Consider the following 14,708-nt stretch of genomic DNA (forward strand, 5'->3'; position numbering starts at 1 on the left):
TCCGGTGTTGTGTTAATCGCATAATATTAGATAGTACTAATAAGGCGATTCTCACCTTGGCAGGCGTATGATTGCGTTATGTCTGAAGTCTTGAGCCGGATATGTTTCTGGGAAGCTTTATCGGTATTACCGGAATTGGCTATTGCAGCGAAGGGCAGACAGACTCAAACAATGGAAGATGCATGTTGACCGATAAAACGGCGAAAACAAGTGGCTCTCCGGTTTCAGTTCCGGAAATTACTGTAACTGCTGATGAAAGCGGTGCAGTTATTGCTCTGTCCGGCCGCTGGACATCTTTAAGCATTGCCCGTGTTGATAACCGGATGCGCAAGCTGGAAACTGATCTTGCAAAAAATATCAAGGCGCAGGCCGTGCGGCTGGATATGGCTGCAATTTCCGGTCTTGATACAGCCGGTGCATGGCTTATCGAGCGGCTGCGTGTGGCGCTCAGCAAACAGCAGATCTCAGTTTATATTGAAAATATTCGTCCAAGCTGGGCGCCGCTTCTTGAAGAAGTGGGCGCGGCGGTTGAGCGTTACAAACTGCCGGAAAAGGCGCAGCATCCGTTTTTTCTGCTGGCGTTTCTGGATAAGCTTGGCCGCGCCACCCTTGCGGCACGGGATGATTTTTTGCTTGCCATGCATATTCTGGGGGCAACAATCCGTGGCGCGCAGTTGAAATCCGGCCGAGGCAACGGCATCAGCTATGCGGCGATTGTTAATCAGATTGACCGCATGGGCGTGGGAGCGATCCCTGTCGTATTATTGATGTCTACCATTATCGGCGCAATTATTGCGCAGCAGGGGGCTTTTCAGCTGCGTTATTTTGGTGCGGAAATTTTCGTTGTTGATCTTGTCGGCATTCTGGTGCTGCGTGAAATTGGCGTGCTGCTAACGGCGATCATGATTGCAGGGCGCTCAGGCAGCGCGATAACCGCGGAAATCGGCTCTATGAAAATGCGTGAGGAGACAGATGCGCTGACGGTTATAGGGCTAAATCCGGTGGGGGTTCTGGTTTTTCCCCGTCTGGTTGCGCTGGTGATTGTTTTGCCGCTTCTCACCATTGTGGCTGATCTTGCAGCCCTTGCCGGTGCGGGTTTTGTGGCATGGACCTATTCCGGCATTCCGCCGGAGGCATTTCTCAGCCGCCTGCGTGACGCAATTGTGACCTCAACCTATCTTGCGGGGCTGATCAAGGCGCCGTTTATGGCGATGATCATTGGTATTCTGGCTTCTGTTGAGGGGTTGAAGGTAAAAGGCAGTGCGGAATCACTTGGCCGCCGTGTGACTGCGGCAGTGGTGAAGTCGATTTTTGTGGTGATTGTTGTGGATGGTTTGTTTGCAATTTTCTATGCGGCGATCAATTTCTGAAATATTCATTGTCACGGCAGCCGTGCAGATAAAACGGTTGTTTTAAAAATTCTAACCGGTGCGGATGATTATGGAAGCAAAAGACAAACAGCAGCCTGTATCGCAAAACTCAGGGAAAACGGTGCCTGAAACCGTTATTTCCGTGCGCGATGTAACTGTTGCTTTTGGCCGTAATGTTATTCTGGACAAGCTTGATCTGGATATTCGCCGCGGTGAGGTTCTGGGCTTTATCGGGCCGTCAGGCTCCGGAAAATCCGTTTTGATGCGCACCATTCTGGGGCTTAACCAGAAGCGGTCCGGCCTGATTGATATTTTTGGTCAGGATATAGACAAGGTGAATGAGCGCCAGAAAATGGCCATTGATATGCGCATGGGGGTGCTGTTTCAGCAGGGGGCGCTGTTTTCATCGCTTAATGTGCTTGAGAATATTCAGGTGCCGATGCGTGAATATTTAAATCTTTCGCCTAAACTCATGAATGAGCTGGCACGGCTCAAGATTGATCTGGTGGGCTTGAAACCCGATACGGCGGAGAAATATCCCTCAGAACTTTCAGGCGGTATGATCAAGCGTGCCGCACTTGCCCGTGCCTTGGCGCTTGATCCTGAAGTGGTGTTTCTGGATGAGCCGACCTCCGGGCTTGATCCGATTGGCGCGGCCGATTTTGATGATTTGATCGCGAATTTGCGCGATACAATGGGATTGACAGTTTATATGGTGACCCACGATCTGGATAGTCTTTTTGCAATTTGCGACCGGATTGCGGTGTTGGGGCAAAAGAAGGTGTTGGTAGACGGCACTGTTGAAGAGCTGTTGAAATTTGATGATCCGTGGGTTCAGTCTTATTTTAACGGTAAAAGAGCAAGGCAGATTGATCCGAAGGCCGCTAACCGGCGCCGGAAATCTGTTGAAACAACAGGCCCTGATCTGATGGGAAATAAAGGCCAAGATATGGAACTGGATCGATAATGGAAACAAAAGCCAATTATGTTCTGGTTGGGATTTTTACGCTTGTTATAACGCTGGCTGCTTTTGGCTTTGTTTACTGGGCAGCGCGTTTTGGCGATAAAAATGATACTTTACCGCTGGAAATTCGGATTCCGGGGTCAGTGACCGGCCTGTCAAAAGGCAGTCAGGTATTGTTCAACGGTATCAAGGTTGGCGATGTGCGCCAGCTTTTTCTTGATCCGTTGAATCCTAATATGGTGATTGTACAGACTGAGGTAAACCGCACCACGCCGATTACCCGCTCCACAAAGGCTGAATTATCATCGCAAGGGCTTACCGGTATAAGCTTTGTTGAGCTTAAAGGCGGCAGCCTGATGGAGCCGAATTTGATGGAAGTTGCTGAAAAGGCCGGTTATGTGGCACGTATCAACGCTGATCCGTCGATTTTTACCGACCTTATGGCAACGGCCAAGGATATTTTTGGGCGTACCGAGCGGGTGCTGAACGGGCTGGAAGGCTTTGTGAATGATGCGCGCGGGCCTTTGACTGATACTGTTAACAATGCCAAGACCTTTACTGATGCCCTGGCCAAAAATGCCGATGTGATCAGCGCATTGGGCGATAATGCCCCTGAAGTGCAAAAAACAATTCTGGAAGCGCGGGAAATGATGAGCCGTCTGAATGAGGCCTCCAAACGGGTTGACGGCATTATGGCCAAACTTGATCAGATGCTCTCACCGGAGGATAAAAACGGTGTTGTGGCGCAGGCTCGAGCCACATTATCCTCAATCCAGAAAACTTCAGATAATCTGAATAACCGGCTGGGGCCGATTACAGATAATCTGGCGCGGTTCTCTGGCAAGGGATTGACGGATCTTCAGTCCGTTGTCGTTGACAGCAGCCGCTCAATCCAGCGTATTGAACGCGCTATTACTGATTTGGAACGTGATCCGCAGCGTATTATTTTTGGCGGCTCCGGCACTGTGCCGCAATATGACGGAAGGAAACGTCACTAATGCTGAAGCTGAATTCCCATATGACTTTTTTGGGGCTGGTTGCGCTGCTGGCCGGCTGTACTTCTGTGCCGCTTGATACATACAGCCTCAGCACTGTGCCGCAAATGCAGGTGGCGAAAAAGCGCAAAAATGTGCAAATTCTGGTGCCAACGCCGGCAGCTCTTAAGGCGCTGGACAGTGAAAATATCGTTGTGCACAATGCACCGGGTTCAATCACTTATCTTAAAGGCGCACAATGGGGCGATCGTCTTACCAATCTGGTACAGGCGCGGCTGGTGCAGGCTTTTGAGAACAGCAATGCCATTGGCGGTGTTGGCCGCCCTGGTGACGGGCTGGCAATCAATTATCAGGTTCAGGCGGAGTTGCGCCAATTTGGCATTAATGCCGCCTCATCTCCGCAAACAGGCGTAGTGGAACTGGCTGTGCGTGTGCTGAATGATAAAACCGGCGAGGTGCGGGCAATGCGTGTGTTCAGTGCAACCGCACCTGTTGGCGGGGCAGGGAACAATGCCTATATCCGCGCTCTTGATGCCGGTTTCAACGATGTGACAAAGCAGATTGTGAGCTGGGTTGTCTCGGTAATATGATAGGCTGCCCATAAAACCATGAGCGAAAAAAGGCGGCTTTCAGCTGCCTTTTTTGTTGTATTTATTGTTTGGAGAAAATAATCCTTTTACAAAAGCGATATTTACTCTGATTGGCGCATATTCTCTTTTCTGGATAGCAGGATAAAAATCAGTGCAGGGCTCATTTTATGGCAATTCATGCCCGCACTTTCCCGGACGCGCGCATAGGCCGGTTTGCCAAGTTCAAACCATTATTATAACAGCTCCGGCAGCTGTGGTTTAAACAGGGAGACATCATCATATGACATTGCAGCAAATGCTGGCGCTGGCAGTTATCATTTTGATGATGGCGGTCTTTATCTGGGGGCGTTTTCGCTATGATGTGGTTGCCCTGTGTTCCTTGCTTGTTGCAGTGGGGTTGGGGCTTGTGCCTTATGATCAGGCCTTTTCAGGTTTTAGTGATGATATTGTTATCATTGTCGGCAGTGCGCTGATTGTCAGTGCCGGTGTGGCGCGTTCCGGCTTGATGGAGGCCGCAGTGCAGCGTTTTGTGCCGCAGCTTGAGGCTGTGCGCCTGCAAATCATTCTGCTTGTCAGCGTGGTTACAATCTTGTCTGCCTTTGTAAAAAATGTCGGCGCGCTGGCGATTATGATTCCCGTTGCCATACAATTTGCGCGCCGCTCTGCTGTTTCCCCTTCGGTGTTTCTTATGCCGATGGCCTTTGGCGCCTTGCTTGGCGGTTTGATGACACAGGTTGGCACTTCACCTAATATTGTGGTCTCACGCGTGCGGGCGGAAATGGTGGGCGAGAGTTTCACCATGTTTGATTTCACGCCGGTTGGCGCTGTGCTGGCCATTGCCGGCGTGCTTTATCTGGCGCTGTTCTACAGATTGGTGCCGGAACGCCGGCGTGAGCAGGTCAGTGTTGATGAGGCGATTGAGATCCGCAATTATGTGTCGGAAGCGCGGGTGCCTGAAGGTGTGGCGATCATTGGAAAAAAGGTTACAGACCTGATCAAGCCGGCAGAAGGCAATGCAATGGTAACCTCGATTCTGCGCGGCAAGAAGCGTGTCTCACCGTTGCCGGATATGGTGATTGCTGCCGGTGATGTGATTTTGCTGGAGGGGGATCCGAAGGCGCTGGATGCTGTGGTTAATAATGCGCGTTTGCAGCTTACCGGTGATCGCGTATTGGCTGAAAATGCCGGTTCAGCGGAAATTGAGGCGGTAGAGGCGGTTATTGGCAAAAATTCAGCACTTATAGGCACTTCGGCGCGGCGTATAAATCTTTATGAAAATTATGCCGTTAATCTTTTGGCAGTCAGCCGTCAGGGCGAGCGTATCAGTGAGCGGCTTGGTGAGGTTATACTGCATCAGGGGGATGTGGTGGTATTGCAGGGGCAGCAAGGCATTCTGCCGCCGCTATTGCGCGAGCTTGGCTGTTTGCCGCTGGCGCGGCGCACTATTTTGCTTGGCAGTGTGCGGCGCGGTCTTATCCCGCTGTCTGTTCTTCTTGCGGCAATCATGGCAACGGCTTTGGGCATGGTGCCGGTATCGGTTGCTTTTTTTGCCGCAGCCGTTGCTATGGTGATTTTTCGCGCCATTCCGGTGAGTGAGGTTTATTCTGCCATTGACGGGCCGATTTTGGTGATGTTGGCCGCTCTTATTCCGGTGAGTGATGCATTGCGCACCACCGGCGCCACAGATGTGATTGCCCAATGGCTGACTGTTCTTGCCAGCCAGATGCCGCCCGCAGGCGCGCTGGCGCTCATTCTGGTAACGGCAATGGCGGTAACACCATTTCTTAATAATGCGGCAACAGTGCTGGTTATGGCGCCGATTGCCACCAGCTTTGCTTCGGGGCTTGGTTTCAGACCGGAGGCTTTTCTGATGGCGGTGGCCATCGGAGCCGGTTGTGATTTTCTCTCACCGGTTGGTCATCAATGCAACACGCTGGTGATGGGGCCTGGCGGCTATCGTTTCAGCGATTATCCGCGCCTTGGCCTGCCTTTATCATTAATTATCATTGTGGTGGCCATACCGGCTTTGATGTTCTGGTGGCCATTGCAATAAAAACCTTGCGCCATATCTGCCGAAAAATTGAATATTGCAGGTTTGCAATCTGCAGACAGGGCAAAAATAAGCCAGGCAAGCATGTTCATCTGTTCAAGAGCGTCAACATGACCCTTGCCATCAGCCGCGGATAAGGCCATAAGCAGAAAATAATCTGCATGATCCTTTCCCTTTCGGGCAGGATAGTTCAGGATCTGGAAGTGCTATGAAGAAATTTATCATCCAAGTATTCACCTGGTGGAACAGCCAGACTATCGGCACACGTTTTCATACCTGGCGCAAGGGCAAGCGCGTTGGTGAGGATGAATTTGGCAATGTCTATTACACCGGCGGCAAGGATTCTGAAGGCCGCACCCGCCGTTGGGTGATCTATAATGGCTATAGCGAGGCCAGCGCCATTCCGGCTGGCTGGCATGGATGGATGCATCACCGCACGGATACCCCGCCAAGTGAAGAAAATTATCAGCCGCGGGAATGGCAAAAGCCGCATCAACCTAATCTGACAGGCACACCTTATGCCTATCGCCCGCAGGGTGCGCTTGCTGCTTCAGGCCAGCGGCCTAAAGTAGGCGGCGATTATGATGCCTGGACTCCAAACTGAGTTTTGATGGCAGATATTAACAAGCGGTACAGCTTTTGCTGTACCGTTTTGTTGTGTCCGGTTCTGTTATCCGCATCTTAAGATGGTCTGACTTGGGGAAAACCATGTCCGGAATCGTTTTTTCTTACAAAAGCCGTAAATAACAGGCTAATTTTACGCAAAAGCCGCTTGCGGCTCTTTTTTCAGGCAACCAACCCAAGGGCGTAATACGTATGAATGTTTCTGACAAGGGACGTTTCAGCCAGAAAAAATCAGGCAGGGGGCGCTCTGGCTGCAAGGGATTGGGGGCAAAATGCCTGTTGATTGCGGGGCTCGCTTTAGCCGGCTTTAATGGTGCGCCTTCAGCTTATGCCGAGCGCATTTCCAATAAGGTTGCCGAGTTCTCAGGGCTTGATAAAATTACCGGACGCATCACAACTTTTGATGTCTATATCAATGAGACCGTGCAATTTGGCGCATTGCAGGTAACGCCGCGCGTTTGCTACAGCCGCTCGGATAATGAAGCGCCGCGCACTGACAGTTTTGTGCAGGTGGATGAGATCACCCTTGACCGCAAAATCCGCCGCATTTTCTCCGGCTGGATGTTTGCCGACAGTCCGGGTCTTAATGCGGTGGATCATCCGGTCTATGATATCTGGTTGAAAGATTGCAAGCAAAGCTCAAACGTGCCTGCACCAAAGCAATGATTTAAAAACATTTTCAGGTAAAACTGTAAGACGGTTCCGGTGTTTATAATGTGATAAAACCGGGCTTTGGGGGCACTTGCAGCGATTTTGTTCCGATAAGGGTTTTCCGGCAAATATCGGTTAAAATTCTGCCGGCGCCAAAATGGCTGGCAGGAGAAGATCCTCATAGGCACTGGCAGGAATTTCAATAGCGCCAAAACGTTTCAGATGATCGGTGATAAATTGTGTATCCAGTAACTGAAAGCCACGTTTGCGCAAATGCATAACAAGATGCACAAGGCAGATTTTGGAGGCATCCGTGACATGGCTGAACATGCTCTCGCCAAAAAACGCCCCGCCCAGCGAGACACCGTAAAGACCGCCGACAAGCCTGCCATCCTGCCATGCCTCAACAGAATGGCAATGTCCGGCTTCATAAAGGCTTATATAGGCGTTGCGGATCGTCTGGTTTATCCATGTGCCCACATCGGGATCAAGCCGGTTTGCGCAGCCCTCCAGCACCTGTTCAAAGGCGGTATCCATGCGGATGTCAAACGGGGAGCGTTCGAGTGTTTTTTTCAGGCTGCGGGGGATATGAAAACCATCCAGCGGAATAATACCGCGTAATTCCGGCCGCACCCAGAATATTTCAGGATCATCGGCGCTTTCTGACATGGGGAAAATGCCGGTTGCATAAGCCCGAAGCAAAAGCTCCGGGCTTAAATTATTGGCAGATGTGGCGTTGTTTCCCGCCATGGAATTTACTGACCGCTGGCGGTTTTCTTTTCCAGATATTTTTCAAGCCAGTGAATATCATAATCACCATTGGCAATATCCGGATTGGCGATCAAATCCTGAAAAAGCGGCAGGGTTGTATCAATGCCGTCAACCACAAACTCATTCAGGGCGCGGCGCAGGCGCATCAGGCATTCCACGCGATTGCGGCCGTGAACAATGAGTTTGCCGATCAGGCTGTCATAATATGGCGGAATTTTATACCCGCTATAAACGCCGGAATCGACACGAACACCCAGACCGCCCGGCGTATGAAAATGGCTGATTGTGCCGGGAGACGGTGTGAAAGTGCGGGCATTTTCTGCATTGATGCGGCATTCAATGGCATGACCGGAGAAGCGGATATCTTCCTGCCGGACAGACAGGCCAAGGCCGGCTGCAATGCGAATTTGTTCATGCACCAGATCAATGCCGGTAATGGCCTCGGTAATCGGATGTTCCACCTGAAGACGGGTGTTCATTTCGATGAAATAGAACTCGCCGTTTTCATAAAGGAACTCGATTGTTCCGGCACCGCGATAGCCAAGCTCTGCGCAGGCTCTTGCACAGATCATGCCGATGCGGTCGCGTGCTTCTGCATTAAGGGCAGGGGAATTGGCCTCTTCCCAAACCTTTTGGTGGCGGCGCTGCAGCGAGCAGTCACGTTCACCAAGATGCACGGCCTTGCCGGCGCCATCACCCACAATCTGCACTTCGATATGGCGCGGTTTTTCGAGATATTTCTCAATATAAACCGCATCATCACCAAAAGCAGCGCCGGCTTCTGAGCGGGCAGTATTATAGGCAACAGATATATCTTCTGCTGATTTGGCAACCTTCATTCCGCGGCCGCCGCCGCCCGATGATGCCTTGATGATAACCGGATAGCCGATTTCAGCAGCAATGCGAATAGCTTCCTGTTCGCTGGTCACGCCGCCGTCAGAGCCCGGCACCACCGGAATGCCAAGCCGTTTTGCGGTTTTCTTGGCTTCAATCTTGTCACCCATAATGCGGATATGCTCCGCGGTAGGGCCGATGAAGGTGATGTTATGCGCCTCAAGAATTTCAGCAAATTTTGCATTTTCCGAGAGGAAGCCATAGCCCGGATGAATGGCATCCGCGCCGGTAATTTCACAGGCAGCAACAATCTGATGAATATTCAGATAGCTGTCGCGCGATGGCGGCGGGCCGATACAAACGCTTTCATCTGCAAGGCGCACATGCATGGCATCGGCATCGGCAGTGGAGTGAACGGCAACAGTCTTGATGCCAAGCTCCTTACAGGCGCGCAGCACCCGCAGGGCAATTTCGCCGCGATTGGCTATGAGGATTTTCTGAAACATCGTTGCTCCTGCCTCAGTATAGTCTGACGGGCAAACTATTTATTACGATAAATTGGTAAGCAACGGCTGTGCCGGCCGGCTCCAGCCGCAGTCAGCCGGCAATTATTCGATGATAAGAAGCGGTTCGCCAAATTCCACCGGCTGGCTGTCACTGACAAGAACAGCTTTGACGGTGCCGGAACGCGGCGCGGCAATCTGGTTCATGGTTTTCATCGCTTCGATGATCATGACCGTCTGGCCTTCCTTGACGCTTTGGCCCACTTCCACAAATGGCTTTGCGCCCGGAGCCGGTGCAAGATAGGCTGTGCCAACCATAGGGGAAGGGACGGCATTCTTGGAATTGTCCGCAGCTTTTGGCGCCTCGGCGGCAGGAGCGGGCGCAGCAGCGGCAACAGGTGCTGCGGCAGCCGGTGCCGGAGCATAATATTGCTGAGGCGCAGCCTGCACAGAGAGATTGCGTGAAACGCGGATGCGCAGATCATCCTGTTCGACTTCAATTTCGGTCAGATCGGTATCTTTGAGGATATTCGCAAGATCACGAATAATCGCCTGATCAATACCGGAGCTTTTATTTGTCATGGGTCTGGCCCCTTTACCGCTGATATTATGTGTTTGTTTGCAAGCATATTCCTTGCCGGAAATGCTCAATTTTATTTGCCGCAGTCGCGTTTTAACAGGTTTGCGTCCTGCTCCAACTGCAGTGCAGCATATGCCTGACGGTCAGGGCTCAATATGCTGGTTTATTATGCGTGGCATAATCCACTCTGAAAATCCGGTCAACTTTCAGAGCTTTTTTGAAAACCCGCAAGTGCACGCAGCCCCATCAGATAGCCTTCTGCGCCAAAGCCGCATAAAACAGCTTTGGCAACAGGTGAGACAAAAGATTTGTGGCGGAACGCTTCACGGGCGTGAATATTGGACAGATGCACCTCAACCACAGTAACCTGCGCGGCGCGTATGGCATCAAGCAGGGCGATTGAACTATGTGTATAGGCAGCCGGATTGATCAGAACCTGCGCATTCTGCTGACCAGCCTCCTGAATCCAGTCTACCAGATCACCTTCATGATTGGACTGGCGAAACTCGATCTCAACCCCAAGGCGCTGTGCTTCCTTGCGGCAGTTTTCCGCAATATCATCAAGCGTCAGCGCACCGTAAATCTCCGGTTCCCGCTTGCCGAGCATATTGAGGTTTGGGCCGTTCAGAATAAATATCTTTTGTACCATTGGTTGCGTTGTCGCTTTGTGGTTTCTCTAGATGTTTCTCTGGGCTCTTTCCGGCATTGGCCGGACAGGCTGAATTCTTGTTTCTAATCCCTATAATCGGGAAAGCAGCACTGTTAAAGCCCGTATTTGCTCTTCATACAGGCTTTAACCGCATTTTTGCTACAAATTCCGGATTTTATAGATAAAATTGCGACTTATTTTGTGCCGGATTGTAATTTGCGCTGTTCGGCAATTTGGGCAGCCAGTATATTATGCCCGACTGCACCCGGAACCAGCTCATTGCCAATAATATAAGACGGCGTTCCTGAAATATTAAGCGCCTGTGCAATTGTATAGGCATTCTGGAATGAGGCGATAACCTCCTGACTTTTCATCAACTCGCGCAGTTTTGTCTCATCAGCGCCGAGTTTTTTGGCTGCCGCAATCGCGCTTTCCTCTGTGGAGCTTTTAGGTTCTGACATAAGAATTTCATGCAGCTCCATATATTTTTCAGGCATCATTTTTTTGAAAGCCTGCGCCACAAGGTGGGTGCGCATGGAATCAGGGCCAAGGATCGGGAACTCCTTAAGCACAAAACGTATATTCGGATCTGCCTTCAGCAAGGCCTGCATATCCGGCATGGCGCGTTTGCAATAGCCGCAATTATAATCATAGAATTCAACGATCGTGACATCGCCTTTCGGATTGCCATAAACGGCATCATTGGCATCGTTGAAAATCTTGTCATGATTATCAGCAATGAATTTGGATTGCGTTTCCCGGGCTGCGATGGTTTGTTTTTCTTCCAGCGCATCCTGCACTTCAATAAGCAGTTCAGGATTTTTCAAAAGATAGTCACGGATAATCGCTTCCACCGCGGCCTTGTCGAGCGGTTTGGCTTCCTCGGCACCGGCGGCGGGCAGGGTGGTGAGAATGGCGGCTGCGCTGAACAAGGAGGCAGCAAGGCTGCGCCTGATAATATGAGACATGAATATTTCCGGTTATTTTGGCCTTGTCTGGCCGCTATGAGTAATCATATGGCTGTTATTGTTTATAAAACAACAAAAGCCGGTTATCTGTTTCTGGTTTTGGTGTTGATAATATCCTGTGCGCGCAGCCAGTCCGGCGAGCCGGATTTCAGGCGGGTTTGCGCACGGGTGGCAAAGATCTTTGCTTCATTGATACGGCCTGCATAATAATGCTGATCTGCCGTTGCCAGATCTGCGAGCCCGATCTGGCCGGATTGACCATAGGCTTGCGCAAGATAGCCATAGCCTTCTGAAAATTCCGGATCACGGGCTATGCCGGCTTTCAGTTCACGTATCGCGGTTTCCATATTGGCCTTGTTGCCGGTAAGCATCAGGGCGCGGCCATAGCTCATCCGGATCAGGCTGGATTTGCGCGGATCAAGCGCCGCAGCCTGTTTGAACGCTGCTGCCGCACCTGCAGGATTATTGGCCTTGATCAGTATCTCCCCCTTCATTTCATGAAAATAGGGGTTTTTCGGCTGTTCTTTAATCAAAGCATCAATTTTGGGAATAGCATTGCGGGCATTGCCGTTAAGATAGGTATAGATTGCATCGCCGTAACGTGCGCCCAAACCGCGCGGATTGTTGCGGAATATGCGCTGCAAAGAACCAAGGCCACCGGAATAGGCGGCAATCTTGGCGCGCATCAGATCATGGCGGATTTGCAGGCTTTCGGGGTCTTTCTTATCAAAATAGGGGCTTTGATGGGCAAGTGTCGAGAGATTGGCGATGCGCTCCCGCGGCAGCGGATGGCTGATACGATAGGCATCAACCTGTGTGCCGCTGATCGACAATGCTGTGGCAAAACGCTCAAATGTGGTGAGCATACCCTTGGCGGATTGTTTGGTTTTGTTGAGATAATTGATAGCGGAACGATCAGCCGCCGCTTCTTCTGTACGTTGATAGGAAAGCAGGCTGCGCATGGCCACTTCACCGCCGCCGGCAGCTATGCCACCACCGGCGCCGGCAATGGCGCTGTTGCGGGTGGCAGCACCGGCAATGCCGGCACCAAGGCCAAGCAACGTGCCGATAACCGCCATGGTTTTTGCCTGTTTGAGCTGTTCACGCAGCCTGTCCTGATGGCCGCCTGCAAGGTGGCCGGTCTCATGGGCAATTACGCCAATAATCTCATTGGGGGTTTCTGATTGAAGCAGGGCGCCGGTATTGATGAAAATGCGCCGCCCGTCAACAAAGGCGTTGAAACTCGGACTATTGACAATAATCGTGCCGATGCGTTTTTTGCCAAGCCCTGCCGCACTGAGAATGGGTGTTGTATAATCACTGACAAGTGCTTCAATCTCGGCATCACGTACAACGGGTACAGAGCGCGACTGGGCTGACGCCGTAAAAACTGAAGCCGTCAGCATTGCGGCAGAGATTGTTAAGGCAAGCGGCAGGTTAACCGATTGTGCAAACAGCAGGCGCAGGCTTTTGCGGGCTGTTACCGGAGCCGGTGCAGCCGGTTGCGGCGCAGGGGCTGTGCAGGGAAGAGCGGTTTCGGCCATCAATAAAATCCTGTTTTTCAAAAAACTTATTCAGGCGTGAATCAGCTGTATTGTTATAGCTTTGTTTTGCGCCTCAGAGCCAACAAAATAAGATCATGCAGTTTTTTCAGTGTGTTTTGCAGCTGTTGCGGCATGATGATCCGCATGTTTCAAGCCTTTTTATGGCTTGATTTATTCAAAAATATAATAATTCGCCGTCCAAACACAGTTTTACTGCTTTTTGGCCGGCAAACGGCAATTCTGTCATTTCCTGATTGTCTTCATTGTCTGCTTCGGGCTATGCAGACCTGATCCGGCAAATGGCTGTTATCCGGCAAATGGCTGTTATCCGGAAATATATTTCAGAGGATGCAATTGTGAGAGCTTTTTCCTGTCGTAGTGAGGTTGATCCGTTTCATGCCATGGATGTTCTGGCAGAGGCGAACAGACGCCGCGCCAATGGTGCGCCGATGATTTCCATGGCTGTGGGGCAACCTGCGGATCCTGCACCTTTGCGGGTGCGGGAGGCTGCGCAAAAAGCCCTGATTGATGGCCGTATCGGCTATACGGATGCGCTGGGGCTGATCGGCTTGCGTGAGGCCATTGCTGCCCATTATGCCGATCATTATGGCGTTGAGGTGAGCCCGCAGCGCATTGCGGTAACAACCGGCTCTTCGGCGGCATTTAATCTGGTGTTTCTGAGTTATTTTGATGCAGGTGATCGCGTGGCCATTACCCGCCCCGGTTATCCGGCCTATCGCAATATTCTCAAAACACTTGGTGTGGAAGTGGTTGAAATCGGCACCGAAGGGGCAGACGCCAATCTGACGGCAGAGAGCCTGATTGCCGCCCATGCGGAAAAGCCGCTGAAAGGTGTGCTGTTTGCAAGTCCGGCCAATCCGACAGGTGCGCTTATAGCTGAAACAGAGCTGAAGGCCATTCTGGAAGCCGCGCGGGAGCGCAATATTCGCGTTATTTCTGATGAGATTTATCACCGCCTGACTTATGATCGTCCGGATCAGACGGCATTGGCCTTTGATGATCAGGTTACAGTGATCAATTCTTTCTCCAAATATTATTGCATGACGGGGTGGCGCATTGGCTGGATGGTGCTGCCGGAAGATGCTGTGCGCCCTAATGAGCGCATTGCGCAGAGCCTGTATATTTCAGCGCCGGAATTATCGCAGATTGCAGCCATTGAAGCCTTTAACGCCTCTGACGAACTTGATGTGATTAAAGAGCGTTATGCGCTGAACCGTTCTATTCTTGCCGAGCATCTGCCAAAAATGGGGCTGACATTGGCTGCCCCTATGGATGGCGCTTTCTATGCCTATTGTGATGTGTCGCGCTTTACCAATGACAGCATGGCTTTTGCCCGCAAAATGATTGCCGAGATCAATGTTGCAGCCACGCCGGGGCTGGATTTTGATCCGCTTGAAGGGCATCGCACCATGCGCTTTTCCTATGCCGGTACGGCGGATGAAATGCGCGAAGCCATGCGCCGCCTTGCAGACTGGCTTTGATTTTAAATAAATAATTAAAAAAACCGCGGGAACTCCGCGGTTTTTTTTATAATTGGCATTAAAAATGATTTACGCTTTTGTAGCGTAAAAATTTTAGAAAAAGCCTTTTTTCT

The 14,708-nt window shown here is 51.1% G+C and carries 14 protein-coding genes; 8 read left to right on the top strand and 6 right to left on the bottom strand.

Annotated elements, in window-relative coordinates:
• Positions 1-182: 182 nt before the first annotated feature.
• From ACSTTO_RS08385 to ACSTTO_RS08415, 7 genes are all read left to right on the top strand, one after another.
• On the top strand, positions 183-1,370 hold the full coding sequence (locus ACSTTO_RS08385; RefSeq protein WP_439272691.1) for an ABC transporter permease: 1,188 nt from the start codon (positions 183-185) through the stop codon (positions 1,368-1,370).
• A gap of 70 nt (positions 1,371-1,440) precedes the next feature.
• Positions 1,441-2,337, top strand: a complete 897-nt coding sequence (locus tag ACSTTO_RS08390; protein WP_439272692.1) for an ABC transporter ATP-binding protein — start codon at positions 1,441-1,443, stop codon at positions 2,335-2,337.
• The gene (locus tag ACSTTO_RS08395; RefSeq protein WP_439272693.1) at positions 2,337-3,332 is read left to right on the top strand and encodes an MlaD family protein; all 996 of its coding nucleotides are present in this window, start codon (positions 2,337-2,339) and stop codon (positions 3,330-3,332) included. The genes ACSTTO_RS08390 and ACSTTO_RS08395 overlap by 1 nt, the downstream gene beginning before the upstream one ends.
• Positions 3,332-3,919, top strand: a complete 588-nt coding sequence (locus ACSTTO_RS08400; protein ID WP_439272694.1) for an ABC-type transport auxiliary lipoprotein family protein — start codon at positions 3,332-3,334, stop codon at positions 3,917-3,919. Before ACSTTO_RS08395 ends, ACSTTO_RS08400 begins: the two co-directional genes overlap by 1 nt.
• 280 nt (positions 3,920-4,199) lie before the next feature.
• Complete coding sequence (locus ACSTTO_RS08405; RefSeq protein WP_439272695.1) at positions 4,200-5,972, top strand: SLC13 family permease; 1,773 nt, start codon at positions 4,200-4,202, stop codon at positions 5,970-5,972.
• 205 nt (positions 5,973-6,177) lie between these two features.
• Entirely contained in the window at positions 6,178-6,573 is a 396-nt protein-coding gene (locus ACSTTO_RS08410) for an NADH:ubiquinone oxidoreductase subunit NDUFA12 (RefSeq protein WP_439272696.1), read from the top strand.
• Positions 6,574-6,869: 296 nt separating this feature from the next.
• Positions 6,870-7,259 (top strand): DUF2155 domain-containing protein, encoded by a 390-nt coding sequence (locus tag ACSTTO_RS08415; protein WP_439272856.1) that lies wholly within the window; start codon positions 6,870-6,872, stop codon positions 7,257-7,259.
• Positions 7,260-7,379: 120 nt separating this feature from the next.
• Here ACSTTO_RS08415 and aat read toward each other — a convergent pair whose 3' ends face one another.
• From aat to ACSTTO_RS08445, 6 genes are all read right to left on the bottom strand, one after another.
• The gene (aat, locus tag ACSTTO_RS08420; protein ID WP_439272697.1) at positions 7,380-7,994 is read right to left on the bottom strand and encodes a leucyl/phenylalanyl-tRNA--protein transferase; all 615 of its coding nucleotides are present in this window, start codon (positions 7,992-7,994) and stop codon (positions 7,380-7,382) included.
• Positions 7,995-7,999: 5 nt separating this feature from the next.
• Entirely contained in the window at positions 8,000-9,355 is a 1,356-nt protein-coding gene (gene accC, locus ACSTTO_RS08425) for an acetyl-CoA carboxylase biotin carboxylase subunit (RefSeq protein WP_439272699.1), read from the bottom strand.
• Between the two features lie 102 nt (positions 9,356-9,457).
• Positions 9,458-9,934: an acetyl-CoA carboxylase biotin carboxyl carrier protein gene (gene accB / locus ACSTTO_RS08430; protein ID WP_439272700.1), complete on the bottom strand. Its 477-nt coding sequence runs from the start codon at positions 9,932-9,934 to the stop codon at positions 9,458-9,460.
• A gap of 197 nt (positions 9,935-10,131) precedes the next feature.
• A complete protein-coding gene (aroQ, locus tag ACSTTO_RS08435; RefSeq protein ID WP_439272702.1) occupies positions 10,132-10,581 on the bottom strand; it encodes a type II 3-dehydroquinate dehydratase in 450 nt (149 codons plus the stop codon).
• A gap of 194 nt (positions 10,582-10,775) precedes the next feature.
• Entirely contained in the window at positions 10,776-11,549 is a 774-nt protein-coding gene (locus tag ACSTTO_RS08440) for a DsbA family protein (RefSeq protein WP_439272703.1), read from the bottom strand.
• An 83-nt stretch (positions 11,550-11,632) separates the two neighbouring features.
• Complete coding sequence (locus ACSTTO_RS08445; RefSeq protein WP_439272857.1) at positions 11,633-12,955, bottom strand: M48 family metalloprotease; 1,323 nt, start codon at positions 12,953-12,955, stop codon at positions 11,633-11,635.
• A gap of 455 nt (positions 12,956-13,410) precedes the next feature.
• Here ACSTTO_RS08445 and ACSTTO_RS08450 point away from each other — a divergent pair, with 455 nt between their 5' ends.
• Entirely contained in the window at positions 13,411-14,595 is a 1,185-nt protein-coding gene (locus tag ACSTTO_RS08450; RefSeq protein ID WP_439272858.1) for a pyridoxal phosphate-dependent aminotransferase, read from the top strand.
• Positions 14,596-14,708: the final 113 nt, after the last annotated feature.

The sequence above is a fragment of the Pseudochrobactrum albidum genome (genome assembly GCF_051851455.1).
Classification (GTDB): domain Bacteria; phylum Pseudomonadota; class Alphaproteobacteria; order Rhizobiales; family Rhizobiaceae; genus Pseudochrobactrum.